At 62.4% G+C, this 24,308-nt stretch carries 27 protein-coding genes; 18 read left to right on the forward strand and 9 right to left on the reverse strand.

Annotation, left to right across the window (positions count from 1 at the left end):
- Positions 1–72 precede the first annotated feature (72 nt).
- The 5 genes from GN300_RS23485 (at position 73) to GN300_RS23505 (ending at position 4,637) form a co-directional block, all read left to right on the forward strand.
- The gene (locus GN300_RS23485) at positions 73–330 is read left to right on the forward strand and encodes a DUF3311 domain-containing protein (protein WP_003942271.1); all 258 of its coding nucleotides are present in this window, start codon (positions 73–75) and stop codon (positions 328–330) included.
- Complete coding sequence (locus tag GN300_RS23490; protein ID WP_003942149.1) at positions 327–1,823, forward strand: sodium:solute symporter; 1,497 nt, start codon at positions 327–329, stop codon at positions 1,821–1,823. Before GN300_RS23485 ends, GN300_RS23490 begins: the two co-directional genes overlap by 4 nt.
- Positions 1,820–3,409, forward strand: coding sequence for an amidohydrolase (locus GN300_RS23495; RefSeq protein ID WP_063316540.1), 1,590 nt, complete (start codon positions 1,820–1,822; stop codon positions 3,407–3,409). The genes GN300_RS23490 and GN300_RS23495 overlap by 4 nt, the downstream gene beginning before the upstream one ends.
- A gap of 50 nt (positions 3,410–3,459) precedes the next feature.
- Positions 3,460–3,615 carry a hypothetical protein gene (locus GN300_RS23500; RefSeq protein WP_155419219.1) on the forward strand — a complete coding sequence of 52 codons (156 nt, stop codon included), beginning with the start codon at positions 3,460–3,462 and terminating at the stop codon, positions 3,613–3,615.
- Between the two features lie 107 nt (positions 3,616–3,722).
- Positions 3,723–4,637, forward strand: a complete 915-nt coding sequence (locus GN300_RS23505) for a tyrosine-protein phosphatase (protein WP_007735104.1) — start codon at positions 3,723–3,725, stop codon at positions 4,635–4,637.
- Between the two features lie 174 nt (positions 4,638–4,811).
- Here the strand turns inward: GN300_RS23505 and GN300_RS23510 are convergent, their stop codons facing one another.
- Entirely contained in the window at positions 4,812–5,387 is a 576-nt protein-coding gene (locus GN300_RS23510; protein WP_030535586.1) for a TetR/AcrR family transcriptional regulator, read from the reverse strand.
- Between the two features lie 108 nt (positions 5,388–5,495).
- On the opposite strand from GN300_RS23510, the gene GN300_RS23515 reads away from it, so the two are divergent.
- The 3 genes from GN300_RS23515 to GN300_RS23525 all read left to right on the forward strand — a co-directional run bounded on the left by GN300_RS23515 (position 5,496) and on the right by GN300_RS23525 (position 8,123).
- A complete protein-coding gene (locus GN300_RS23515; protein WP_063316538.1) occupies positions 5,496–6,677 on the forward strand; it encodes a GDSL-type esterase/lipase family protein in 1,182 nt (393 codons plus the stop codon).
- Positions 6,678–6,748: 71 nt separating this feature from the next.
- Positions 6,749–7,255: a glyoxalase/bleomycin resistance/dioxygenase family protein gene (locus GN300_RS23520; protein ID WP_050655769.1), complete on the forward strand. Its 507-nt coding sequence runs from the start codon at positions 6,749–6,751 to the stop codon at positions 7,253–7,255.
- Positions 7,256–7,307: 52 nt separating this feature from the next.
- A complete protein-coding gene (locus GN300_RS23525) occupies positions 7,308–8,123 on the forward strand; it encodes a MerR family transcriptional regulator (protein ID WP_047271490.1) in 816 nt (271 codons plus the stop codon).
- Between the two features lie 19 nt (positions 8,124–8,142).
- On the opposite strand, the gene GN300_RS23530 is transcribed toward GN300_RS23525, so the two are convergent.
- On the reverse strand, positions 8,143–8,298 hold the full coding sequence (locus tag GN300_RS23530) for a hypothetical protein (RefSeq protein WP_165638325.1): 156 nt from the start codon (positions 8,296–8,298) through the stop codon (positions 8,143–8,145).
- 276 nt (positions 8,299–8,574) lie between these two features.
- Between GN300_RS23530 and GN300_RS23535 the strand changes: the two genes are divergently transcribed.
- The gene (locus GN300_RS23535; RefSeq protein ID WP_003942269.1) at positions 8,575–9,624 is read left to right on the forward strand and encodes a biotin/lipoate A/B protein ligase family protein; all 1,050 of its coding nucleotides are present in this window, start codon (positions 8,575–8,577) and stop codon (positions 9,622–9,624) included.
- A 45-nt stretch (positions 9,625–9,669) separates the two neighbouring features.
- On the opposite strand, the gene GN300_RS23540 is transcribed toward GN300_RS23535, so the two are convergent.
- Together GN300_RS23540 and GN300_RS23545 are read right to left on the reverse strand one after the other, a co-directional pair.
- Positions 9,670–10,830: a hypothetical protein gene (locus GN300_RS23540; protein WP_058038677.1), complete on the reverse strand. Its 1,161-nt coding sequence runs from the start codon at positions 10,828–10,830 to the stop codon at positions 9,670–9,672.
- Entirely contained in the window at positions 10,830–11,777 is a 948-nt protein-coding gene (locus GN300_RS23545) for a metal-dependent hydrolase (protein ID WP_030535581.1), read from the reverse strand. Before GN300_RS23545 ends, GN300_RS23540 begins: the two co-directional genes overlap by 1 nt.
- Before the next feature lie 225 nt (positions 11,778–12,002).
- Here GN300_RS23545 and GN300_RS23550 point away from each other — a divergent pair, with 225 nt between their 5' ends.
- On the forward strand, positions 12,003–12,659 hold the full coding sequence (locus GN300_RS23550; protein WP_007735111.1) for a TetR/AcrR family transcriptional regulator: 657 nt from the start codon (positions 12,003–12,005) through the stop codon (positions 12,657–12,659).
- Here the strand turns inward: GN300_RS23550 and GN300_RS23555 are convergent.
- The gene (locus GN300_RS23555; RefSeq protein ID WP_042450697.1) at positions 12,625–13,359 is read right to left on the reverse strand and encodes an energy-coupling factor transporter transmembrane protein EcfT; all 735 of its coding nucleotides are present in this window, start codon (positions 13,357–13,359) and stop codon (positions 12,625–12,627) included. The two genes, GN300_RS23550 and GN300_RS23555, sit on opposite strands and share 35 nt — an antisense overlap.
- Complete coding sequence (locus tag GN300_RS23560) at positions 13,356–15,395, reverse strand: ATP-binding cassette domain-containing protein (RefSeq protein WP_082845793.1); 2,040 nt, start codon at positions 15,393–15,395, stop codon at positions 13,356–13,358. Before GN300_RS23560 ends, GN300_RS23555 begins: the two co-directional genes overlap by 4 nt.
- A gap of 111 nt (positions 15,396–15,506) precedes the next feature.
- Here GN300_RS23560 and dapB point away from each other — a divergent pair, with 111 nt between their 5' ends.
- Positions 15,507–16,262, forward strand: coding sequence for a 4-hydroxy-tetrahydrodipicolinate reductase (gene dapB / locus GN300_RS23565; protein WP_007735114.1), 756 nt, complete (start codon positions 15,507–15,509; stop codon positions 16,260–16,262).
- Entirely contained in the window at positions 16,259–16,723 is a 465-nt protein-coding gene (locus tag GN300_RS23570; RefSeq protein ID WP_063316537.1) for a hypothetical protein, read from the forward strand. Before dapB ends, GN300_RS23570 begins: the two co-directional genes overlap by 4 nt.
- A 34-nt stretch (positions 16,724–16,757) precedes the next feature.
- Here the strand turns inward: GN300_RS23570 and GN300_RS23575 are convergent, their stop codons facing one another.
- The gene (locus GN300_RS23575; protein ID WP_003942235.1) at positions 16,758–17,414 is read right to left on the reverse strand and encodes a DUF3105 domain-containing protein; all 657 of its coding nucleotides are present in this window, start codon (positions 17,412–17,414) and stop codon (positions 16,758–16,760) included.
- A gap of 48 nt (positions 17,415–17,462) precedes the next feature.
- Entirely contained in the window at positions 17,463–18,410 is a 948-nt protein-coding gene (locus GN300_RS23580; RefSeq protein ID WP_063316536.1) for a hypothetical protein, read from the reverse strand.
- A 200-nt stretch (positions 18,411–18,610) separates the two neighbouring features.
- Between GN300_RS23580 and GN300_RS23585 the strand changes: the two genes are divergently transcribed.
- Complete coding sequence (locus GN300_RS23585) at positions 18,611–19,009, forward strand: DUF1801 domain-containing protein (RefSeq protein WP_063316535.1); 399 nt, start codon at positions 18,611–18,613, stop codon at positions 19,007–19,009.
- 7 nt (positions 19,010–19,016) lie between these two features.
- On the opposite strand, the gene GN300_RS23590 is transcribed toward GN300_RS23585, so the two are convergent.
- Positions 19,017–20,174 carry an isochorismate synthase MenF gene (locus GN300_RS23590; RefSeq protein WP_020969440.1) on the reverse strand — a complete coding sequence of 386 codons (1,158 nt, stop codon included), beginning with the start codon at positions 20,172–20,174 and terminating at the stop codon, positions 19,017–19,019.
- 200 nt (positions 20,175–20,374) lie between these two features.
- Here GN300_RS23590 and GN300_RS23595 point away from each other — a divergent pair, with 200 nt between their 5' ends.
- The 5 genes from GN300_RS23595 to GN300_RS23615 are packed head-to-tail and all read left to right on the forward strand — an operon-like array spanning position 20,375 to position 24,281.
- Positions 20,375–20,605, forward strand: coding sequence for a phosphopantetheine-binding protein (locus tag GN300_RS23595; RefSeq protein WP_003942230.1), 231 nt, complete (start codon positions 20,375–20,377; stop codon positions 20,603–20,605).
- Complete coding sequence (locus tag GN300_RS23600; RefSeq protein ID WP_003942103.1) at positions 20,593–21,393, forward strand: 2,3-dihydro-2,3-dihydroxybenzoate dehydrogenase; 801 nt, start codon at positions 20,593–20,595, stop codon at positions 21,391–21,393. The genes GN300_RS23595 and GN300_RS23600 overlap by 13 nt, the downstream gene beginning before the upstream one ends.
- A 41-nt stretch (positions 21,394–21,434) precedes the next feature.
- Complete coding sequence (locus GN300_RS23605; RefSeq protein ID WP_050655773.1) at positions 21,435–23,099, forward strand: (2,3-dihydroxybenzoyl)adenylate synthase; 1,665 nt, start codon at positions 21,435–21,437, stop codon at positions 23,097–23,099.
- A gap of 34 nt (positions 23,100–23,133) precedes the next feature.
- On the forward strand, positions 23,134–23,781 hold the full coding sequence (locus tag GN300_RS23610; RefSeq protein ID WP_003942132.1) for an isochorismatase family protein: 648 nt from the start codon (positions 23,134–23,136) through the stop codon (positions 23,779–23,781).
- A 47-nt stretch (positions 23,782–23,828) separates the two neighbouring features.
- On the forward strand, positions 23,829–24,281 hold the full coding sequence (locus GN300_RS23615; protein ID WP_003942217.1) for a flavodoxin family protein: 453 nt from the start codon (positions 23,829–23,831) through the stop codon (positions 24,279–24,281).
- Positions 24,282–24,308: the final 27 nt, after the last annotated feature.

Raw genomic sequence — 24,308 nt, forward strand, 5'->3', positions numbered from 1 at the left:
ACGACGATTCGACGGCAAAACGCCCCTCGCCTCATCTGCTCCGGATCGATCAACGGCTAAGGAGCCACAATCATGTCCAACGAGGCGAAGAGTGCCTTGCTCGCAATCGGAGTTCCGTTCGTCGGGGTGCTGGGCGGGATAGTTGCGCTCTCCGGATCCGAACTGACTGTTCTCGGATTTCCCATTTTGTTCGCGTGGCTTTTCCTGTGGATGCCGCTGACCTCGTTGTGTCTCCACATGGCATGGAAGTTCTTTGACCGCAAGGACTTCGAGGAAGCGGAACGAAACGAACTGGCTCAGGCCAAGACCGAGATCGGGGATCCGACATGATCGCTGCAACATTTACGCTCGTGCTACTCCTCGCGCTCGGCGCCGGAGTGCTTTCACGCCGTGGAAGCAAAAAAGAGATCTCCGACTACCTCGTGGGCGGGCGGTCTTTCGGTCCCGTGCTGGTTTTCATCCTGGGAGCAGGTGAGGCCTACAGCATCGGCACGCTCATTGGATTTCCCGGGGGTGTGTACGCCCACGGGGCAAGCTACGGCGTCTGGTTCATCGGATACATCTTGCTTGCCTACCCGATCGGATACTTCTTTGCGCCCTATCTCTGGCGGGCAGGCAAGCGGTATAACGCGATGACGCTGCCCGATGTGGCAGGGCGGCACTTTCGGTCGCGCGGGTTGGAACTGACAATCGCGATTGCCTCGGTAGTCTTCCTCATTCCCTGGGGGCAGTTGCAGCTTGCCGGCCTCCAGGTCGCACTGAGCGGACTTGGCATCACCATCAACCCGACGGTGGCGGTTTTCGTCGGCGCTGCGCTTGCTCTGCTCTTCCTCCTGCTTTCGGGTGTGCGTGCACCGGCGTTCGTGTCTTACGTCAAGGACGCAGCTCTGCTGTTGGGAGCGATCCTGATCGGACTGGCCGCCACGGCCAAATCGGGCGGTATCACGAAGCTCTTTGCCGATGCGGCATCCCATGGGGCCGGGCAGGCCTCGCAATCCACCGTCACCGGTTCGTCGCTGACCTTCGTTCTCACCACAATTGTGTTCCAGTCACTCGGTTTTTTCGTTTTCCCCTTCATCGTGCAAGCGGTGCTATCGGCGAAGTCCGAGGCAACCCTCAAGCGAGTCGCCCGATTCAACCCGCTGTACATGCTCATGTATCCCTTCCTCGTCGCTGCTGCCTTCGGCGCAATTTCATTGCTGCCCAACAAGCTCGAGGGCGCAGAGTCCAATGAGGTCCTCCTGCAACTGTCCCGCCTCGTGCTCCCGGACTGGCTGACCGGAGTGGTGGCGGGTGGTGCGGCACTGTGCGCGATCGTTGTTCTGTGTGGCTCGGCGCTGGGAATCGGCTCGATCGTCTCGCGAAACATCGTTCCTGGAATACCCGAATCACGTCAGAGAGTGTGGGTGCGCGGGGTCATAGTCGCCTACCTCGGCCTCTCGCTGATCCTCACCCTCGCCGCACCCCAATTGCTGCTGACGCTGGTGAATACCGCGTATTACGGGGTGACCCAGGCCGTGGTGGTGTTCGCGACGATGATCTTCGGATGGAAGCTGCGACCGGCAGCGCTCGCGATGGGCGTGGTGCTCGGCGACGTGCTGGTGCTCTGGCTGTACCTCGACACACACGGCACGGTATCGATGTGGTTGGCGGACAAAGGCATGAACATCGGTGCCGCAGCCCTTGTTCTGAACGTGTTGTTCGTGTCCGCCACCCGGGTGATGTGGCCTCCTGTCGAAGCGGTTTCGGGCCTCCGTGCAGAAAATCGATCGGCACCAGTGCCTTGCCCCGCAGTCCCGACCGCGAAGGCGGATATCCGATGACTCGGACACTACTCACCGCAGATGCAATCCTCACCCAAGACGCAGCGTCACCCCAGGTTGAGGCGCTCGTCCTCGATGGAGGCCTGGTTGTCGCCACCGGAAGTCGAAAGGACATGGGGGAGTACGCCGGACCGGAAACTCGTCGGCTCGATCTCGCCGGCGCTACTGTGATCCCGGGGCTGATCGAGTCGCACATTCACCCGACCTACTCCGGCTTGACTGACGGATGGGCCGATTGCCGGACGCCACCGTGCGCCTCGATCACGGATATCCAAGGGGCTCTGCGGAACTCCACTCCCACTCACGGCTGGATACGTGGATGGGGGTACGACGACACACAACTTCGAGAAGGTCGCCATCTCACACGCGATGACCTCGACGCAGTCTGCACCGACCGCCCGATCATCGTTCTGCATATCTCGGGGCACTTTGCGGTGGCAAACACTGTTGCGCTTGCAACTGCAGGCATCGACGAATCGACGGTGGATCCCGGGGACTCGCAGTTTCCGCGTGGGGCGGACGGGAGGCTCACAGGGATGGCCTGGGAAATCGACGCCGTGGCACGGTTGAGTGGCGCGATACCAGACCTGACACAGGCAGAGGTGCAGACCGCGTTGCTGCGTAGCTTGACACTGGCGCGTTCGCGAGGAATCACGACCGTCCACGATCTAGGGGTCGGCCTGTCGGCGGGCATGCAGGAGTTGGCCGCCTATCGTGCCCTGGACACCATGGGCGAGATGCCCGTGCACACGGTTGGCTTCCTTCGGGGTGATCTCGCGATCGCAGAACTGGAGGAAAGGAACATCGCTTTCACGGCTGCACCGGCCCCAGGGTCACGCTTCCGCCTGGCCGGCGCCAAATTCTGGGCGGATGGGTCCATTCAAGGATTGTCTGCAGCCTTGCGAACTCCGTATACCTGCAGCCCGAACCATCACGGTGATCTGCTCTATCCGCAGGAGCAACTCGACGACATGGTTCTCCAGGTGCACCGCGAGGGAGGTCAGGTCGCGGTGCACGCCAACGGCGATGCGGCTGTAGCCGCCGCCATCGCGGCGCTGCGCAGTGCGCACCGCAGTGACGGACGTCGAGCGCGGCACCGTATCGAGCACTGCCAGGTGAGTGGGCCTGCGGATCTCGAGGCGATACGTGATGCCGAGATCGGGGTGAGCTTTTTCGTCAACCATGTTTTTCATTGGGGCGATCGTCACCGTGACCGTTTCCTCGGTCCTGAGAGAGCCGGCAACCTGGACCCGCTGGCGTGCGCCGATGACATCGGCTTGAAATTCGGGCTGCACTCGGATTGCCCGATAACGCCGATGGATCCCCTCCAGACGATTAGGACTGCTGTGAATCGGCTGACCATGGGCGGTGCCGTGCTTGGCGCCCACCAACGGATCGGAGTGCAGCGTGCAGTGCAGGCCATGACTGTGGACAGTGCGTACTTGGTCCATGACGAAGGACGGGTGGGGATCTTGGCGCCGGGTCGTCGTGCGGACCTTGTCGCGCTCGACGGCACTCTTGCTGCTCTCGCAGACGCTTCGTCCGACATTCCTCAGCCTGCACTGGTCATGGTCGACGGCCGGTAGCGCATGAGATTGATTTCGTCCCAACGGATACCAGCTCGAGGTGGAGATTCGTGCAGTTGCTCGACAGTGAAGTTGTTCGGCGCTGTGCAGTTACGGCTGCCGCCGCGGCCGCGGTCTGTCGTTCGATCGGGCCCGGCGTGGTCGATGGCGACGCAGTGACGGGCAAGAGTTTCTTCCTGCAGGATGGCGGCTGGCCGGGCACCTGAACACATGTCCGGTTTCTGGAGCAAAGTCGGGACGAGGAGCGTGCCACCCTTGTAATCTCGCACGGGAGTTTGCGGGGCGCGGGGTATCCCGCACAGCGAATGAGAGGATGAAGGTGACAACTGTCTACACGCGCCGCCGAGGGGCGCGCCCTTTCGGAATCGCCCTCGCTGCGCTGGTCGCTATGGGTGCGGCCCTGACAGGCCCCACACTCGCCTCCGCTTCGAGCGGCGACCTGCAATTGGGTTCGAGTCAGTTCGGATCGTCCGGGGAGCAACCGCCGCTGCCGGAGATCCCACCGCCGTCCGCGGCCGAGATCAGGCTCGACGAGGCGCGGAACTTCCGCGATATCGGCGGGTATCGGACTACCGACGGCAGGACCGTCCGGACAGGCCTGGTGTTCCGTTCCAACAAGCTCAGCTCGCTCAATGAGACTGATCTGGCAAAACTCACCGCCGCGAACCTGACCCTCGACGTCGACCTGCGCAACGCCTCCGAACGTGCGGAGGATCCCGATCGGATCCCCGCCGGGGTCACCTACCAGGTCGCCGACGTCGTCAGTATCGAACACGGCATCGCGTTCCACGAGTTCGTTCCCCTGACCCTCGGTCGCGCGTTGATCGACGGCGCAGTCAAGGGAACCTCGAACATCGGCCAGAGCATCGGCTACCCGTTCATGGTCAACTACCGTGGTTCCGATGTCGCCTTCCGTGACCTGCTGACTGCGATCGCGAACAACTCCGACGGCGCAACCGTCTACCACTGCAGTGCAGGGAAGGACCGCACCGGTTGGGGTACCGCGATCCTGCTGACCATTCTGGGTGTCCCGCGTGAGTTCATCAGTGCCGATTTCATGGCGTCGAACACGTACCTGGGCCGGGACGACGCGGTGGACCTGTCGTGGCTCGATGCGGCGTATGCACAGGTGGACCGGCTCTACGGCGGTATGGATACTTACGTACGGGAGGGCCTCGGCGTCGACCAGGGCACTGTCGACTCTCTGCGCGCCAAGCTTCTCCTCTAAGCGGAGCTCCACGCCCGGCTTCTTGCCTACTCGGACCTTCTTCTGTCCCAGTGCGACCTGTGGTTGCGGGAGCGCGCGATTGTGTGGCGCCGCTCCTGGGGTGGGCCCGAGGTTTCTTGGCCGTGTGCGATCACCAAGTGGCGCAAGAACTTGGCGCGCAAGAATCACGACTGGTCATGGACTCGACGCTGGCCAATTGGTCAGCATCGAATCGAGAGCCTCGAGGATTCTTGCCCAGCTTTCGGCGCTGTCCGGTGCACTGTGGCTGAACGATCCACCCAGCTCGAGGCTGGCGTACCCATGAAAAACGCTGCCGAGCAACCGAACTGCGTGGGTCTGATCGAGATCGGTGAGGTTGTACCCGCGCAGAATCGATCGCATCATCTGCGAGTGTCTGAAACCCGCGCTCGCGGCCGCGGCCTCCGGGGTGAGGCGCATCTGTGACGCGGCGTACCGACCAGGGTGTGACCTCGCGTAGTTGCGGTACACGTTCGCGAAGGCGGTCAAGGCGTCGCGGCCGGACCGACCGGCCACGGCGTCGGCAGCCTGGTCGGCCATCTCTTCCAAGGCAAGCAGCGCGATTCTGGTTTTGAGGTCGTTCGAACTTTTCACGTGCGAGTACAGGCTTGCGACCTTGACGTCGAACGCTCTGGCGACCGCCGATACGGTCACCTGCTCGAAGCCCACCTCGTCGGCCAATTCGGCGCCCGCCACGGCGAGGCGTTCGGGTGTCAGTCCTGCGCGAGGCATGTCCGTTGGTCCTGTTCGTCGAGAAGTGAAACCGCTTGCCTAAATAGTATAGGCAAATTACTGTGTGCTGTAGTTAAAACCTTCGCAACTTATCTACAGGTGAATGAGATGAACAGCCAGAGCAGCTGGATTACTACCGTAATTTCCGAGGAAATCGTGCGCGGAGCCCTCGAGCTCGAGCGGACCGAACGCGGTGTGCTGACACACCGTCTGCCTGCCAGAGCTCGCACGCAATTCGCTGACGGGCAGATGGCAATGGCGCAATCACAACCGTCCGGAGTGCGGCTGGTGTTCCGAACCAGCGCTACGGCCATCGAACTCGACACTCTGCCCACGAAAATGATCTACATCGGTGCTCCGCCGAGGCCGCAAGGGGTGTACGACCTGATCGTCGACGGCGAACCAACCGGGCACGCAATCGCTGAGGGTGGCAACACGGTGACGATCGACATGGCGACCGGTACCGCTCAGAGACAATCCGGACCCGTCAGCACCATCCGCTTCGCGGACTTGCCCGCGCGATCCAAGACCGTCGAGATATGGTTGCCGCACAACGAAACCACCGAACTTGTCGCATTGCGAACCGACGCCCCGCTCGAACTCGCAGTCGGCACGAAGCGTGATGTGTGGCTCCATCACGGAAGCTCGATCAGTCAAGGCTCCGGCGCTGAAAGTCCCTCCCGCACTTGGCCTGCTCTCGCAGCCTCCCTCGGCGGCGTGGATCTGATCAACCTCGGGTTCAGCGGCAGCGCTCTGCTGGACCAGTACGTCGCCCGCGCTATGCGAGACACTCCTGCCGACCTCATCAGCATCAAGATGGGCATCAATCTGGTCAACTCCGACGTGATGCGCCTGCGGGCCTTCACGTCGGCAATGCACGGCTTCCTCGACACGGTCCGCGACGGTCATCCAGTGGCTCCACTGCTGGTCGTCTCGCCTGTCTATTGCCCGATTCACGAAGACACGCCTGGACCTGATGCATTCGATTTCGACGCGCTTGCCAGAGGCGAAATGCGATTCGTTGCTACCGGCGATCCCGCCGAGCGCGCAGCCGGAAAGCTGACGCTGCGCTCTATTCGGGAAGAGTTGGCGCGCATCGTAACCCAGCGATCGGCGGATGATCCCAATCTGCATTACGTCGACGGGTGCGATCTCTATGGTGCGGCCGAGAACGAAGAGTTGCCGCTTCCCGATCAGCTCCATCCGGACGCTGCGACGCACCGTCTCATCGGCGAACGCTTTGCCCAACGGGTATTCGCAGACGACGGCGCATTCGCACGCACGGTGTGATCGCGCAATCTGGTTCGATCGGATTTCACACGATTTGACCCTGACGTAGCGTGAGGGCTCACGATGGCTTCATGACCGATACTTACCCGGCATTCGACATCAGCCCCGTCCCTGTCCCCGCTACAGACGCCGTGCCTCCGGAACAGTTCCGAGGTCTCTACGGAATGCCCATGTTCGTGTCGGTTCCGACATCGGATCTGGCCGAATCTGCCGACTTCTGGATCCGTGGGCTCGGTTTCTTCGACCTCTTTTCGGTACCGGATCGACTGACGCACCTGCGACGCTGGGCATTTCAAGACGTTCTGCTCGTGCCCGGCGAATGTGCAGATTCACCGCCGTCCGTCAGCGTGAGCTTTGCGTGTGTGCTGAGTCAGATCGATCAGATAGCCAAGGCGTGTGAGGAATTGCGGCCCGGATGCACCAGCGGTCCACATCTGAAGCCGTGGAATTCACTGGAGTTGGAGATTGTGACACCGGAGAACGCGCGCGTGATCATGACGGCCGCTCGTCCGTACGACCCGAACAGTGCCGAGGCCGAGCATCTGCGAGGCATGGGAATTGACGGACCCGACGACTGAACCGAGGTCTGACGCTGTGGCCTCCCGAACCGCGTCTGTCAGACTGGATCACGTGACGGACCAACTCTTCGGAGACGAGGCAGACAGTGCTCTCACTGTCGGTGCTGCCGCATCACGACTAGGCATAACCGTACGTACCCTCCATCATTGGGACGCAATCGGTTTGGTGCGTCCGTCCGGGCGCAGTGACGGGGGCTACCGGCTGTACACCGACGCGGACCTCGGTCGCATCGGCCGGGTGCTTGTCTACCGTGACGTGGGTTTGTCGCTCGACGAGATCGGGATATTGCTCGATGCGCCCGCAGCCCACGTGGACGAGACGCTGCGTGGGCAGCGCGCCGAGTTGCGGCAACGGATAGCCGACTTGGAGGAACTGGGCGAGTCCTTGGATCGCATCATCGATGCCAGGAAGTCGGGTGTGCTGTTGCCGGCACACGAGCAGGTCTCGATCTTCGGCCGACACTGGCAGCCGTCATGGGGACCTGAGGCGCACGAGCGTTGGGGTGACAGTGCGCAGTGGGCGCAGCACGCGGAACGGTCGGCGGGTAGGACCGCTGAGGATTGGCAGAAGATCGCCGACTGCGTCGAGACGCTCAACGAAGATCTGGCGCTGGCCTGCCGATCCGGTGTCGAACCGGGAAGCGGCGAGGCGAATTTGCTGGCAGAACGGCACCGAGCGTCGATCGGGGTTTACTTCGACTGCACACATTCGATGCAGGTGTGTCTGGGACGGATGTACGTGGCCGATCCGGGATTCACCGCGTTCTACGAGCAGGTCGAGACCGGTCTGACAGTGTGGCTCCGCGCTGTCATCGATGCGAATGCTCGGGCCAACGGGGTTGCCCCCGAATCGGCGACGTGGGTGTGAGTGAGCTGGTGGTCGCTCGTCAGTCCAAAGACGCACACGCAGTGCACCACGGTCGGCCGTCGACTCCGTGGGCACGATGGGACACTGCGATGCGCGCGGCCAAAATGCAGCTTTCGTTGTCGTGATAGACGTCGAGATCCGAAGGAACCGTCGAGTGGAACGCCGGGACCTTCATGTCTACCTCCGTTGTGGCTCGCCAGGGAGTTGGCTCGTTGCGGCAATCCTCCCACCACAGAGATCATCTCGCCTGTCGGCAGAAGCAGGGCCGTTGCTCGGCCAAATTGCCAGGGGTCGACACGTGCGGTCCCGTCCGCGCGATTGTGCAGCCCCGCAGCGACTTACAGGTGTGGTTACTTGATCGCCCTGCCTTCCGAACAGATGCGCACTGCGCGCGGGGTGTGATCTTCGACGGCGCTCACCGCAGAGAATCCCGCAGGGATAGGCTGGACGGATGCGTGGAGAGTACAAGGTTCCTGGTGGAAAACTGGTCGCGGTCGACGTCGAGGTGGCGGACGGTCGGCTGTCCGAAGTCGCAGTCTCGGGGGACTTCTTCCTCGAGCCCGACAGCGCGCTCGACGACATCAACGCGGCGTTGCGCGGAATGCCCGCCGACTCGGATGCAGAACAGTTGGCGCATGCCATCTCCACTGCGCTCGACGAGTCCGTCTCGATGATCGGCTTCACGCCGCAGTCGGTCGGCATCGCGATCCGGCGCGCACTCGGCCACGCCACGAGCTGGGCGGATCACACCTTCGACCTCATCCCGCCGGTGGTTCTCGATCCCGCGATGCACGTCGCGCTGGACGAGGTCATCGCGCGTGAGGTCGCATCGGGTGAGCGTCCGCCGACATTGCGTTTCTGGGACTGGGACTCGCCCTTGGTCGTGATCGGATCGTTCCAGTCCGTGCGTAACGAGGTCGACTCCGAGGCGGCTGCGCGGTACGGCATCGGGGTGGTGCGCCGAATCTCCGGTGGCGGCGCGATGTTCATGGAACCGGGCAACTGCATCACGTACTCGTTGGCAGTACCGGCGTCATTGGTCGAGGGTTTGAGTTTCGAGCAGTCCTACGCGTTTCTCGATCAGTGGGTCATGGGAGCGCTTGCCGAGGTCGGTATCAACGCTCGGTATGTGCCGCTCAACGATATCGCCTCGGACAAGGGCAAGATCGCCGGCGCCGCTCAGAAGCGATTCGCGTCCGGCACTGTGCTCCATCACGTGACCATGGCCTACGACATCGACGCTGAGAAGATGACGCAGGTGTTGCGAATCGGACGAGAGAAGATGTCGGACAAGGGAACCAAGAGTGCGGCCAAGCGCGTCGATCCGCTGCGTTCGCAGACCGGAATGACGCGTGCAGCAATCCTGGAGTCGTTTGCGCAGCACTTTCGAGGTCAATACGACACCCACGACAGCGATTACACGGACTCGGAGTTGGAGCAGGCGCGCAAGCTGGTGGACACGAAGTTCAGAACCGAAGAGTGGACTCACCGCGTCCCGTGAAACCGAGAAACCGGGACGAGACCCGAGCGGTCTCGTCCCGGTCGCCTAGGTAGCCGGAGTCGCTGAGTTTGCCCCGAGGAGCTCGGCGTCGGCCGTCCCGGAGTTCCGCTTCGGAATGGTGAAAGTTGCGCTCACGCACAGGATTGCGATGACGAAGCACGCCACTGTGTACCAGAGGTTCCCGATGGGATCTCCAGCGCTGGTGGAACCGTCGACCGCGTCGAAGAAGTCGGGAAGCGCACTCGCCCACAGGACGGCCATGACAACCAGGTACACCACGCTGTAGATCTGCACGAACCTGTTGGTGTGTGCAGGAGTGTTCGATTCTGCCGAGCGCAGGTGCGTCCATTGGCGGACGAGAACCACGATCGCGACCACTGTGAGGACTGCAAGTTCAGCGGCGTAGAGGAACCCGCGGACAGTGTCGCTTCCCATACCGAAGACCGTCGCCGGGAGCGGGAGAATGAACGTACCCAGCGAGGCCAGCAGGCCGATCACGATGGTGCGCCATACCAATTGAAGTCCGGAGAAGTGCTTGCCGGCATCGACGTGCCGTCCGACGAAGTACTGGACGCAGAATGCCAACGACATCGGCCACAGCGCGGCGAAGACGACCACGCTGGGAAGTGGAACCGCGTTGAACATGGGTTGGTTGATCGGGTTCGACGTCGACCACTCCCACCACCGCAACTGGGGCCCCAGGTGGTCGAAGATTTCGTAGAACGCATGGTGGACGAAGCCGACGCAGACAGCGCCCAGTAGTGGACCGTATCTGCGGAAAACGCCGAGCATTCTGACTATTTCGAAGGCCAACGTCGCCATCAGTGGATAGATGGCAACGATGTACAGCGGCAGTCGACCCCACATGAAGTCGACGGTGAACACGTTGTGCGCGAACATCGTGTCCACTTGTTCTTCGATGCCGAACGCCGCCGGGAAGTACAGCGGAGGCTCGATGATGAACAGGTAGGCGGTGGCGCCGAACCAGAGAACCAGATTGGTGGGGTCGCCGTTGCGGCGCAACCGCACGATCGCCAGGACCAGTGCGAGCACCGAGCCGACGATGATGGTCCATTCGAGGACGGGCAGGGTCCAGTTCTCCAGCGCCGCCGGGTTACGGAACTCGACGAGTCCACCTGCTTCCTGACAGGAGAAACCGAGTTCTGTTGCGAGCTGGGAAAACGTGGGGGAGCAGTGTTCTGCCATCAGTTGGCCCCTGACGTGATCGACTCGGCTTGTGCCTGAGATTCGGCGGTGTACCAGCGTGTGCAGTCGTAGCCGTCGTCGTAACGCTTGAACCACTGGTCGGCGAGTGCGGGGAGTTTCTCGTGGTCCGGGTTGTGATTGGGCATCTGGCTGCGGAAGACACCGCCGAGTGCAACGAGTTGTTCTCCGAGTTGAAGGTGATCGAAGGCGCGAGGCATCGTGCCCTTGGTCAGATACGGAGCGAACGACGTCAGAATCTTCTGCTTGGTGCGGTGGGTGGCGAACATCGACAGTGAGTCGACTTGCCGCTCGGAGAGCGGAACGTGCTGGTTGAAGCCTGCGCAGGCGATACGAATCACCTTCATCACGTGCGCGAAGATCGACGGTGCCATCCGCATCCGGTAAAGCTCGCTTCCGACAACGGAATTGAAGATGATCAGAGCCGAGCTGCGATGCTCGACCTCCTCGACGAAGTGCCAGATGAACAGCGACGCGACGCGGTCGTCTCCCGGGCGGAACAAGGTCGCCTCGTTGTCGAGCATCAGCTTGAACACCGGAGTGAAGGTCGCCTCCAGGTCCGCGGTGTATGCAAGCCGGTAGTTCAGCGAGGTCGCCTCGGTCAGTAGATCGAATTCACCGATCACAGCGTCGAGCGTGTTCTGTAGTCCGGGGTAGCGCCTGATCAGAGCCTTCACATGCTGGCGGTGCGCGGTCGAGTGATGGCCTTCCTGACGCATGAACGCCACGGCTTCCTCGGCCACTTCAGGATCGCTGATCCGCGACTTGGTCTGCATGATCATCTTCACGATCATCTTCTCGAAACCGATGGCCAGGAACGAGACCGCGTTGGACATGCTCGACCAGGCCGGATTCTCCGGGTTCCACAGGAAGGGAACGTCCTGATCCTCGAATCCGAAGTCCATTTTTCGGGGTTGAAGGTTGGTCACTTGTCGAACCTCGTCTTTCGGAGGGGCTGGTCAGGTGGCCGCTCTGGCACTCGAAGCCACGTGTGGCGGTAATCATACATATTGGTGTGCAGTTGTATGTTCACTTTCGGCGAGGGGAGTGAATTCGAGGGGCGCAGATGCAAAACCTGCCTGTGTTAGCCTGTGGCTCTTGGACTTCGAGCGCAAAGACATGGTTCGAGCCTCGTTCGAGCGAGGAAGTGGGCAGTGGCACGAAGGCGTGGGTGGGGCGGCAATCCACCGGACAGTGACGAAGATGCGTCTCGTCGCATTGTCGAGGCCGCGGTCGAGTTGATCGGACGGACGAGTTCGGAAATCAGCATCGGCGACGTCGCCGAGTCACTGGGCGTGATCCGGCAGACCGTGTATCGATACTTCCCCAGCGCTGACGCTCTGATGCGGGCAGCGGCGATCGCGTCGGTCGACGGCTACCTCGATCGGCTCACCACACACGTGAGCGGCATCGAAGATCCCGTCGAGGCGATGACCGAGGGTGTCGTCTACACCCTGACCCAGGTCCACCGAACGCCGCATCTCGGCATTCTGCTCACCAGCACGAATTCGAGTCTTCATCCCGAAGGTCTGACCTCTCAGGAGGCGCAGGCCTTCGGAATGGCGATGATCACCCGCTTCGACGTGGACTGGGTGCGTTTCGGATACGACGACGCATCACTTCAGGAACTGGTCGAATACGTCCTGCGGACGATGCAGTCGTTTTTCCTCGCGCCCGGCGACCCGAAGCGGAGCGACGAGGAACTGCGGCGATACCTACGGCGCTGGATGGGTTCTGCGATCATCGCCCAGGGAAATTCTGTCAGCGGTGATCCGATCAGCGCAGAACCAGAGTCAAAACAACCGCGCTGACGCACGCGGCGATGACGACGATCAGCGCGAACAGGTCGGCGAGCTGAGGGCGCTTGGGGTACGCCGCGATCAAACCGGTGCCCCCGCGAGCGGAGATCGCTTCACCCATCTCGGCAGAGCGCCGAATTGCCACCGACATGGTCGTGGTGATCAGATCGACTATCGAATTGTCGGCAGCGCTGTTCACCACAGCTTTCGGGCGTAGTCGTCGCGCCGCCACCAGGGTGAGCATCTCGTCGATCAAGAGCGGAAGTGAACGAATGCAGAGGGCCGTCGCGATCGCCCACTCGTCGACCGGGATCTTGAGGAATCGCAGCGGTCTACCGAGCGTTGCCAGTGCCGGCGCCACATCGCTCATCGACGTGGTCCATGCCAACATCAGTGAGACGCAGAGCAATACAAGACCGAACGTCACAGCTTGCAGGTAGATGAAGACTGCGTCGAGGCCGATCGGAAGATTGATCAACGCGCCGAGCAGGATCAGCGCCCACAACCACCACGGAGGTCGCGGAACTGCAGTCGGGGGGATGCGTCCGATCACCGCGGTCAGCAACAACAATCCGAGTACGACGCCGATCGCCGGCCAGGACGGAGCGGTCACGACCACGATGCTGACGAGAACGACGGCAACGATCTTCGTTCCGGCCCACAATCGGTGGATCGGCGATGAAGTCGGGACTTCGCGCAGAAGTGTTGTCACGTCGTCGATCCTTCCAAGGCGCTGCTGGCGGCAGGGTCGAGGATGCGACCCTCCGACAGTCGAATTGTTCTGCTGCACACGGCGTCCGTGCCGTCGACATCGTGGGAGATGACGACTACTGCGGTTCCGTTCCGACGAATCCACCTGAGTACGTTCAGGATTTCGTGTCGACCGGGTGGATCGAGACCGGCCAACGGTTCGTCGAGGATGAGTACCCGCGGTTGGCGCACGAGGAGACCGGCCAGGACGACGCGTCGCATCTGTCCGCCGCTCAACTCGTCGATGCTGCGGCCGGCGATGTGACGGTCGAGTCCGACGGCGTCGAGCGCCCACGAGACTTGCACCGATCCGATCTCCGGACCTCCGGCGGCCTCGATGTCTTCGGCGACGGTTCGGCGTTGCAGCTGCAGTCGCGAATGCTGGAACGTGAGACCGACGGTGCCGAGTTGGCGTGAGACGGGTTTGCCGTCGAAGACTGCGGTTCCCTTGCTCGGTGCGATCAAGCCCGCCATGATCCAGGCCAGAGTCGATTTACCGGAACCGTTGCCGCCCAGAACCAGCAGCCCGTCGCCGTCGCCGATTGTGAGATTGACGTCCGACAAGGCGCGCCGCGACCACGGAGTCCGGTCGTTGTACGTGTGGGTGACATCGGTGAGTTGGAGGACAGCTCGAGTGCTGACCGGCCACGGCGCAGACGGAGGACCCCCGAACGTCGACGTCATCCAACCTGGTTGGTGATCGATCTGCCGTCCGCGTTGTAGTTGAATCACCCGATCTGCGTTGCGGGTGTCGGCGTGGTGATGGGTGACCAGTACCACGGCCATCGGGTGGCGTCGCGGAAGTTCGGCAAGGAGCGAGACCAATTCCTCCCGGCCGGCCTGATCGACCATCGCGGTGGCTTCGTCCGCGATCAGCAGAGCGGGGCGCCGCGCCAGCGCGGCTGCAACAGCCAGACGTTGCATCTCGCCACCGGACAGCCCGGAGGTCTCACGCATACCCATGCCCGCGAGTCCCACCTCGGCCAGCAGTGCATCGACGTCGGGATGCGACTCGGGGGGGAGCCCCCAGACGACGTCGTCCGCGACGCGGGTTCCGAGGATCTGGCTTTCGGGTCGTTGGAGGACGACGGCGGTTCCGCCGTGTCGGCCGAGACCGGCGGACCCGGGTCTCGTCAGCGTCCCGACAGTCGGCGCGCGACCGGCGAGCAACCGGGTGAGTGTGGACTTGCCCGAGCCGTTGTGGCCGACGACGGTGACGAACTCTCCTCGTCGCACGGTGAAGTTGACGTCGACGAGGGCCGGTGTCGTTGCACCCGGATAGGTGAAGCCCACGTGATCGAAAGTGACCGGCAACGGATCGATCGGACGGTCGTCGGGTGCTGTCTGGAGCGGGTCGGCCGAAGGGAGTGCAGCCAATCGGTCGAGGACGGCGCCGAGGACGAAATAGGAGACGACGGTACTGAGGACGATTCCGGAGATGATGGACACGCCGATCCACAACCACCAGTAGTCGATGATCGAGCCGATGCTGTTCTCGATCCATTCGGCTGCGCCGACGAGTGTGGGGGCACGCTTCAAGATCTCGGCCACGCCCAACGCGGTGTTCTCGAGCGAGGTCAACAACAAGGTGCGCAGCGGAGCGAGAACAAGCAACAGGACTATGGAGAACAACGCCAGCGCGGGCCCGATGACCAATGACGACAGCAATGCGGAGACGAAGCCGAGACCGCGCCGCTTGACCGTACCGATGATTCCGCCGAGGAGAGCGCTCAATGCGACCGCCGCCGCAGATCCCGAACCCGCCGCGACGAAGGCGACTGCCGTAGCCGAGATACCGGCCGTCGTCACGGCGCGGACTCGGAAGCGCTGGGCAACAATTCCCATCGGAACGGCGGCCACGAGGTTGAGGGCGCTGGCCATGGGGATGACCGTGGCAATGACGGACAACGCGACCGTGAATCCGGCCATGACGGCACCCGTTGCCAACTCGAGTGGTCGAAGGTTGCCGGTTTCGCGGACTTGCGGACGGTTGCTCACTACGTCCAGTGTGCCAGTGGTGACATAACTCCCGCCCGACTGATGGTGAGCGCATCGGGGTGATTGCGTAGGCTTCACCTCAAACAATGCATCGGACGGAGCGTGGAAGACGTGAGTGCAGCACCCATCAGGGTCGGGGTTCTGGGAGCCAAGGGCAAGGTCGGTCGAGCGATCTGCGAGGCAGTGGAAGCTGCTCCCGATCTGGAACTCGTCGCTCAGGTCGACACCGGTGATCGCATCGAGACGTTTGTCGACACCCGCACTCAGGTAGTGGTCGATTTCACGCACCCCGACGTCGTCATGGGAAATCTGGAATTCCTCGTGGCCAACGGAATTCACGCAGTGATCGGCACCACCGGTTTCGACGAGTCCAGGCTTGCGACTGTGCAGTCCTGGCTCGACGCCCAGCCGGCAACGGGTGTTCTGATCGCCCCGAACTTCGCCATCGGTGCTGTGCTGTTGATGCGCTTCTCGGCTGCCGCGGCGCGCTTCTTCGATTCCGTCGAGGTCATCGAACTCCATCACCCCAACAAGGCAGATGCTCCCTCGGGCACCGCATACCGAACGGCCGCGATGATCGCCGAGGCTCGCGCGGAAGCAGGCGTGGGACGCAGTCCTGACGCCACCACGACCGAGCTCGAGGGTGCGCGCGGAGCGGACGTCGACGGCGTCCGGGTTCACTCCGTGCGGATGGCCGGACTGGTCGCGCATCAGGAAGTGATTCTCGGAACTCAGGGCGAGACGCTGACCATTCGCCACGACTCGATCGACCGGAATTCGTTCGCGCCGGGCGTTCTGCTCGGTGTCCGCCAGATCGGCTCGCGTCCGGGTCTGACGGTCGGTATCGATTCCTTTCTCGATCTATGAACAAGACCACCCGCACCGTCGCACTGATCGTCGCGATTTGCATTGCGCTCGCGGTGTACTTCGTGCTGCTCGGCCAGCGCGGAATCCAGCTCATCCAGGACGGTGGCGGCGCCGCGATCGGTCTCGGGATCGGCGTGCTGATCCTGCCGTTCCTGGGGCTGTGGCTCGTCATCGCCACGCTCCGTGCCGGCTTCACGCACCAGCGCCTCGCGCAGCAGATTCACGACGAGGGCCTCGCTGTCGATGCGTCTGCGCTTCCGAAATTGCCTTCGGGCCGGATCGAGCGAGCGGCTGCCGACGAGTTGTTCGCCCAGATCAAGGTCGACTGGGAAGCAGACCCGGACAACTGGAAGCAGAACTTCCGACTTGCTCGCGCCTACGACTATGCCGGTGACCGAAGCCGGGGTCGGGAAACCATGCGACGGGCAGTCGAACTGGAACGCCGTTCACGAGGCAAGTAGGTGTCTACGCCGCGGAGCGGGGCCTGCTGAGACGCTACCGCTCCGGAACAGTTGTGGGAGATGACGGATCCGGAGTGGTGGGGTCGAATGGCGGCGGGTTGTTCGGGTCGAAGCTCGTCACCGGCACCGAACAGGTCGCGCCCACTTCGGGATACGTGTTCGGGTTGACGCGCAGAGCCGAGACGAACTGATCGATGCGCGCGTCCGCGGCGTTGTCGAGCTTGAGCTGACGGCCCCAAGACTGCAGCGAGATCGGCGAATCCAGGGTCGGATACGGCGACATCAACGTGTAGCTCATGCCCTCGACTCGCTGTGCCAAGCGAGCCTGATCCTCGCTCGAGACGAGGTCGGGGTTGTACGTGATCCACACGGCCCCGTGCTCGAGAGAATGGACCGCATTCTCGGTCCGAATCGCTTGTGGATAAACAACTCCGGTGCAGTTTGCCCAGACCGAGTCATGACGGCCGCCGAAGGGCGGTGAATATGTGTACGCCACGCGTTCGTTCGGGCGTACGTGTTGGGCTGCTGGGTAGTCGACCGTGACAACTCCGTCGATGGCTTCGGACGGATCCGGGTTGTCGATGCTCGGAACAAACGCATCCGGGCGCGGTGATCCTTCGAGGGAATTCGCACACGAAGCCAGTGCGAGAACTGCCGAGACCACCACTGTCGCTCGAAGTTGTTTGTTCACTCGGCCATGATAGCGGCGCCTGTCCGCTTTCCCGGGGACGCGAATCGACTACGACCCGAGAGAGCCGCTCGCTCCGCCCGACAGTGCGATGTCGCTGGCGCCGCGAAGAATTCGGATTGGTGGTAATGGCCCTCGGTATGCCTCGGAGCCACTGATCAGATCACCCGCAGCGTCGAACGCGATCGCCTCACCTTGTGGCTCGTCGGGAAGGGGGACGCGAATCGGGTTGGTGTTCAACGCTTTCACGATATCGCCGTCGGGAGCTGCGTACAGGTAAGCGTCGGTATACGTGCGGAGCGCTACCACCGTGCCGTCCTTGCTCACGGCGCCGCCGGTGACAGCCATCGTGCCGGCGTGGGGGACGGGCCCACCGGGTGTGAGGGTGGGAGTAAATCTGAGCTGACCTACTTTGGCCAACATGGTCGGCGAGCCCGTACTCAGATCCTGAACCTGCTGTCGCTCAGCGGTTGTGTAGACCACGCTTGCACCTAGGTAGTCCTTGGTGACGATGACGGGAACCCCGTCGCTCTGGATCAGTAGTGTCTCGGCGTCGTGCGCGCCGTCGGGATAGACCAGGGGGTAGGAGGTCGCCGCACCTGAAGCCGGATCGAGGTCGATCAGCCCGACCGACGTTCGTACCGCGTTGTTGTCGCCGATGTCTGCCAGCCACAGATGGCCGTCGGGAGTCGACGACAGATCCTCGACGTCGACACGAGGGGTGCCCACGCTGATCCAGCGCTGCACGTGGCAGTTCGAATCGAGTTCGGCGACCCGATCGTCGGAGCCGCTGTCGCCGATTGCGTACATCCCGGCCGCGGTGACGGTGAGTCCGGACAGCTCGGAAAGGCCTGCATCGGTGGGTGTGCACAGTACGTCGAAGACGCGGGCCTGTTGCGCCGCCGCAGGAACGGTGTGAACGCCGACAATCGCGGCGGCGAGAACAACCGATCCGGCAGCCCAAGCGACTGAGTGGGTGAGCGGTCGATTCCAGATCACGATGCAGTCCTCCAGGCCGAAGAATCGGGACTTAGTACCCAGAGAATACTGGACGTCCGTCTCACTTTGACCGAAACTGCAAGAAATCGCATCTGCCGAGACGCCGTGATGCGTCAGTGATTCACCGAGTGAATCCGCGTGCAGGAGGGGATACTCGACTCACCGGAGATCGGCGGCGACGAGCAGGAAGTGACGAAGCGATGGCGAAGAGTGAGTCCGACAAGCAAGGCGCAGATTCCCCGTCTCGGTTGATCGACAAGCGAATCGAGGAACTCGGAGACTGGCGGGGCGAGATGCTCGCCCGGATACGAACTCTGATCAAAGAAGTGGATCCGGATGTGGTGGAGGAATGGAAGTGGCGAGGTGTTCCCGTGTGGTACCACGCCGGAATGATCTGTACCGGTGAGACTTACAAGAGCGCAGTGAAGGTGACCTTTGCCAAAGGCGCATCACTCGACGACGCTTCAGGACTCTTCAACTCCAGCCTCGAGGGCAATACGCGACGGGCGATCGATTGCCACGAGGGCCAAGCCGTCGACGAAAAGGCGTTCAAGGCACTCGTTCACGCCGCGATTGCCCTGAACACCTCGAAGAAGTGACGCCCTGTCAGAGATGATGTTCAGCGAGGTCGAACGCACTGAGTAGCGTGCGGAATTTTGTACTGGTCTCTCTCAATTCGATTTCCGGGTCGGAAGTAGCGACGATGCCGCCGCCGGCGTAGGCCCGCGCCGAGAGGCCGTCTGCTGCGATCTCGGCGCAACGAATAGCTACCATCCACTCGCCGTCTCCAGTCCGGTCGCACCAGCCCACGGCACCGGCATAGAACCCACGATCGGCTTCGGTTGCGGTGATGTGCTCGCGTGCGGCGACCGTCGGTGTGCCGCAGACAGCGGGAGTCGGATGCAGCGCCATTGCGAGTTCGAGCGAGGTCAGGCTCGGGTCGATCAGGACACCTTCGATCTTGGTCCCGAGATGCCACAGTTGCGGTGTCCGAAGGATTTCCGGTGCGCTGGGTGCATTGAAGGACGTGCACAGTGGTCCGAGTATCGCGCTGATGGAGTCGACGACAAACGCGTGTTCAGCCAGATCTTTGGTCGACGCGCGGAGTTGCTCGGCATTCGCCTCGTCCTGATCCGAATTCGGATGGCGTGCAATCGAGCCCGCCAGCGGGTGGCAGGTGACGACGCCGCCTCGCCTTTCGATCAGAACCTCGGGCGTCGAACCGACCAGCGAACGCCCGCGGTACTTTCCTCCGGCGGGGGACAGGTCGACGCAGAAACCGTTGTGCGCGTGATCGAGTGCAATCAGTTTCTCGGCCAGAGCGGCGGGGAAGATCGTGGACTCGGCCTCGATGGTCAGGGAGCGTGCGAGGACAACTTTGTCGAGTTCGCCTGCTCGAAGTCGTTCGATGGCTCCGCGGACCCTGTCGGTGTGGATCTGCGGGCTGGGTTCGAATCCGGCTACCCGCGAAGTGGGTAATGACGGGATGTTGGAGTGATATAGATCACCGCGGACTCGTGTGAAACTCAGTGGCGCGGTGAGGGCGGACGGCGTCTCCGGGGAGAACGGCAGGGCGCCGACGACCGAGTCGATGCGCCCGGTCTTGAGGGCTTCGGCAGCGTCGAAGGCCGAGTCGAATTCTTCGACTACTCCCGAAGTGCGGATCGACGTTTGCCTACGTGAGAGCAGGAAAACGGAGTCCGTTTCATCGTCAGTCCGGTTGTTGCGCAACGGGAATTCGGAGACTTCGGCGAGTGCTGACATGGACACCCTTCCAGTTCGACAGATTGCTTGTTATGTTGAGGCTAGCCTTAGTTTGGGTGAATTTGTGTTGCGAGCGCCCGGGTTGTGTACTTCCGTACCGTTATGGTTAGGCTGGCCTAAAGTCAAGGCGTGCGGACGGGGTCGACACGAGGGTTGGGTTGGCTCGATCTGAGCGCGTCGACCACTACTCGAGGAGACCGATGAGCAACACCGTGGACCGTGACCAGATCGTGCGCGACGTCGCCGAGGTTCTGTCGATGAGGGCAGAGCAACTCGGCGACGACGCGGACCTGGGTGACGAAGGCCTTGACTCGGTTCGCTTGATGACGCTCGTCGAACGGTGGCGGGGAGCGGGCGCGGATGCCGACTTCGCGGAGTTGGCAGAAGAGCCCACGATCAATGCCTGGGTTCAGGTCCTGTGCCCGCAGTGAGCGAGCGCCGAATCGCCGTCGTCACCGGTGCTGCGGCGGGGATCGGCGCCGCAGTGGCCCGTACGCTTGCGCGCGACGGGTATTCGCTGGCGTTGCTCGATCGCGACGACGTCGAATTGAAGCGGGTAACTGCGGAATTGGCAGAAACAATCGTCGAAGGCGCCGATATCGAGAGTCACGTCGTGGACGTGACCGATCGGCAGGCAGTCGACGCTGCAGTGGCCTCGACGATGGACACGTTCGGCCGGATCGACGCGCTCGCGCACGTCGCCGGAATTCTCGACACCGGATCGGTGCTGGACTCCGATCCGGACCAGTGGCGGAAGATATTCGGCGTCAACGTCTTCGGATTGCTGAACGTGCTGCAAAGCGTGGGACTGGAAATGCGTCGCCGTCGGGCCGGGGCGATCGTGGTCGTCTCGTCGAACGCGGCCGGTGTCCCACGTATCGGGATGGGTGCTTACGGTTCGTCCAAAGCTGCTGCCACCATGTTGGTTCGAACCGCTGGACTGGAGCTGGCTACTGACGGCATTCGTGTCAACGTGGTCGCTCCGGGATCCACCGACACAGCGATGCAGCGGTCACTGTGGTCGGACCCTTCCGACGATTCGGGTGCCGACGCGGTCATCGAAGGCAATCTGGCGAGCTATCGCCTGGGTATTCCGCTCGGAAAACTGGCCACCGCAGACGATATCGCGGACTCGGTGCACTTCCTGCTGTCCGACCGGGCGGCCCACATCACCATGCAGGCGCTGTACGTCGACGGTGGAGCGACGCTCAAAGCGTGAGACGTATTTGCTGACAGTACTTTCGAACAGGAGTCACTTGCATGACCTCGAGGATCGCTCGCGAGCCCTTGGCACCCGTCGCACAGTATCCACCCGATTTGGTGACGTATTATCGGGGACGAGGCTATTGGACTGACGAGACGCTGGCCGGATTCGTCACGGCCGCGGCCGCACGGCATCCCGACAATGAAGCGGTGGTCGGCAGCGATGCCTCTGGCACACAGACACGGCTGACGTATTCCGACCTCGATCGTCGCAGCTCGGCCGTGGCCGGAGGCCTGTCCGGCTTGGGTGTTCGCGCCGGTGACCGGGTGCTTCTGCAGCTGCCGAACATCGTGGAATACGTCGAAGCATTGTTCGGTGTGTTGAAGCTCGGCGCCCTGCCGGTATTCGGGTTGCCGGCGCATCGCCGAACCGAAATCGGATACTTCTGCCAGTTCGCTGATGTCGCTGCCTATATCGTCGCCGACCGTCATGGCGGGTTCGACTACCGCGCGCTGGCGCGTGAGGTGAACGAAGGCCTCGAGACTCCGCCTGTTGTGATCGTGGCCGGTGACCCCGAAGAGTTTGTCGGTTTCGATTCGCTGCGCGGATACGAGGTTCCCGTTCTTGCCGACGTCGATCCGTTGTCGGTCGCCTTTCTTCAGCTTTCCGGTGGCACGACCGGTGTTCCGAAGCTGATTCCGCGAACGCACGCCGACTACCTCTACTCGGTGCGAGCGTCCAACCCGATCTGTGGCGTCGACGACGCGACGCGCATGTTGGTGGTTCTTCCTGCAGCGCATAATTTTCCGATGAGTTCGCCGGGCATCCTGGGTGTTCTCCACGCGGGCGGCTCCGTGGTTCTGGCGCCGGACACCATGCCCTCCACAGCTTTCGGTCTGATCGAATCAGAGCGAGTCACGCACGCTTCCTTGGTTCCACCGATCGCGTTGGCCTGGATGGCCGCCCCCAGTAAGGCAGATCACGATCTGTCGAGCTTGCGGGTTCTCGGCGTCGGCGGAGCGAAGTTCAGCGCCGAAGCCGCTGCACGCGTACCCACGGAGTTGGGCTGCACCCTCCAGCAGGTGTTCGGGATGGCCGAGGGGCTGGTCAACTACACCCGCCTCGACGACACGCAAGAATTGATCGTCAGCACTCAGGGCCGGCCCATTTCACCCGACGACGAGGTTCGTGTGGTCGACGACGAAGGCGCGCTCGTCGCGCCCGGAACCACGGGGCACTTACTGACTCGGGGTCCGTACACGATCCGCGGCTATTACCGGGCGGATGCGCACAATGCCGAGGTCTTCGACGCCGAAGGTTTCTATCGCACCGGCGATCTGGTCAGCGTCACCGATTCAGGACATCTGATAGTCGAGGGGCGCGCAAAAGACCAGATCAACCGCGGCGGTGAGAAGGTTGCGGCCGAGGAGATCGAGAACCACCTGCTCTCGCATCCGGCTGTCCACGATGCGGCCGTCGTCGCCGTTCCCGACGAGTACCTGGGCGAACGAACCTGTGCTGTTCTGGTGATTTCCGGAGATGCACCGACCGTCGGCGAGATCAAGCGATACATACGAGGCCGAGGCGTTGCGGCGTACAAGGTTCCGGATCGAGTGGAGTTCGTGACCGAGTTCCCCGTCACCGGCGTCGGAAAGACCAGCAAGGCGGCCTTGCGCCGTGTTCTCAGCGAATCGATTGCCGCACAGACTCTGTCGAGTTGATCGGTTCCCACCCCCATTTTCGAGGAGATTCATCATGGCGCTACCCACAGCAGTGCGATACGAGATGCCCACCGAGTTTCCGCAGAATCGGGTCGACTGGACTCTCGATCCTTCCCGAGCGGTGTTGCTTCTGCACGACATGCAGGAATATTTCGTGAACGCGTACGACCGAAGCGTCGACCCGCTCCAAACCGTGGTTCCGAACATCGACCGGCTTCGTTCGTCGGCGCGAGCTGCCGGAATCCCGATCGTCTACACCGCCCAACCCGGTGATCAGGATCCCGAGGAGCGTGCGTTGCTGTCGGATTTCTGGGGACCGGGTCTGAAGGCAGATCCCGCTCACACCGACGTGATCGCCGAGTTGGCTCCGCATTCGGACGACGTGATGCTCACAAAATGGCGCTACAGCGCCTTCATCAAGACGGATCTGCGTGAGCGGCTGCGCGAGAGTGGGCGTGACCAGCTGATCATCACCGGAATCTATGCCCACATCGGTTGCCTGACTACCGCTTTGGACGGGTTCATGCAAGACGTGCAGATCTTCTTCGTGGGCGACGCGGTAGCCGACTTCTCCCTGGACGAGCATGTCGGTGCGCTCGAGTACGCGGCCGGGCGCTGCGCCTCGGTCACCCGAACCGACGACCTGGTCAAGGCGATGAGCGCGGAAACCGTTTCGGCGTAGGCGTGAACGGCGACGGGTGCGCCACCCGTCGCCGTATTGTCAGATGTGTGAAGACTCTGTTGGTGGTTCACCACTCGCCCTCGCCGACAACCCACGAATTGTTGGATGCAGTCCTGGCCGGGGCTCGCGATCCCGAGATCGAGGGCGTCGAGGTGAAGGTGATGCCGGCGTTGGCGGCGACGGTGCCCGACGTCCTCGCTGCTGACGGCTATCTTTTCGGAACCACCGCCAATTTCGGTTACATGTCGGGCGCGCTGAAATACTTCTTCGACACCACGTACTACCAATGCCTCGGCGCGGTTTCGGATCGACCGTACGGCCTGTGGGTTCACGGCAACAACGACACTGCCGGTGCAGTGTCCTCGGTGCGCAAACTCGCCACCGGGCTCGGATTGGTCGCGGTGGCGGATCCGCTCGAAGTGACTGTGAGCGTGGACAAATCTGTCCGCGATGGTTGTTATGAACTGGGCGGAACCGTCGCGGCAACGCTGATGGACTAGCCTTCACTTTCTCGTTTCGATTCACGA

The sequence above is a fragment of the Rhodococcus sp. Ni2 genome (genome assembly GCF_021352185.1).
GTDB classification, from domain to species: Bacteria; Actinomycetota; Actinomycetes; order Mycobacteriales; family Mycobacteriaceae; genus Rhodococcus_F; species Rhodococcus_F qingshengii.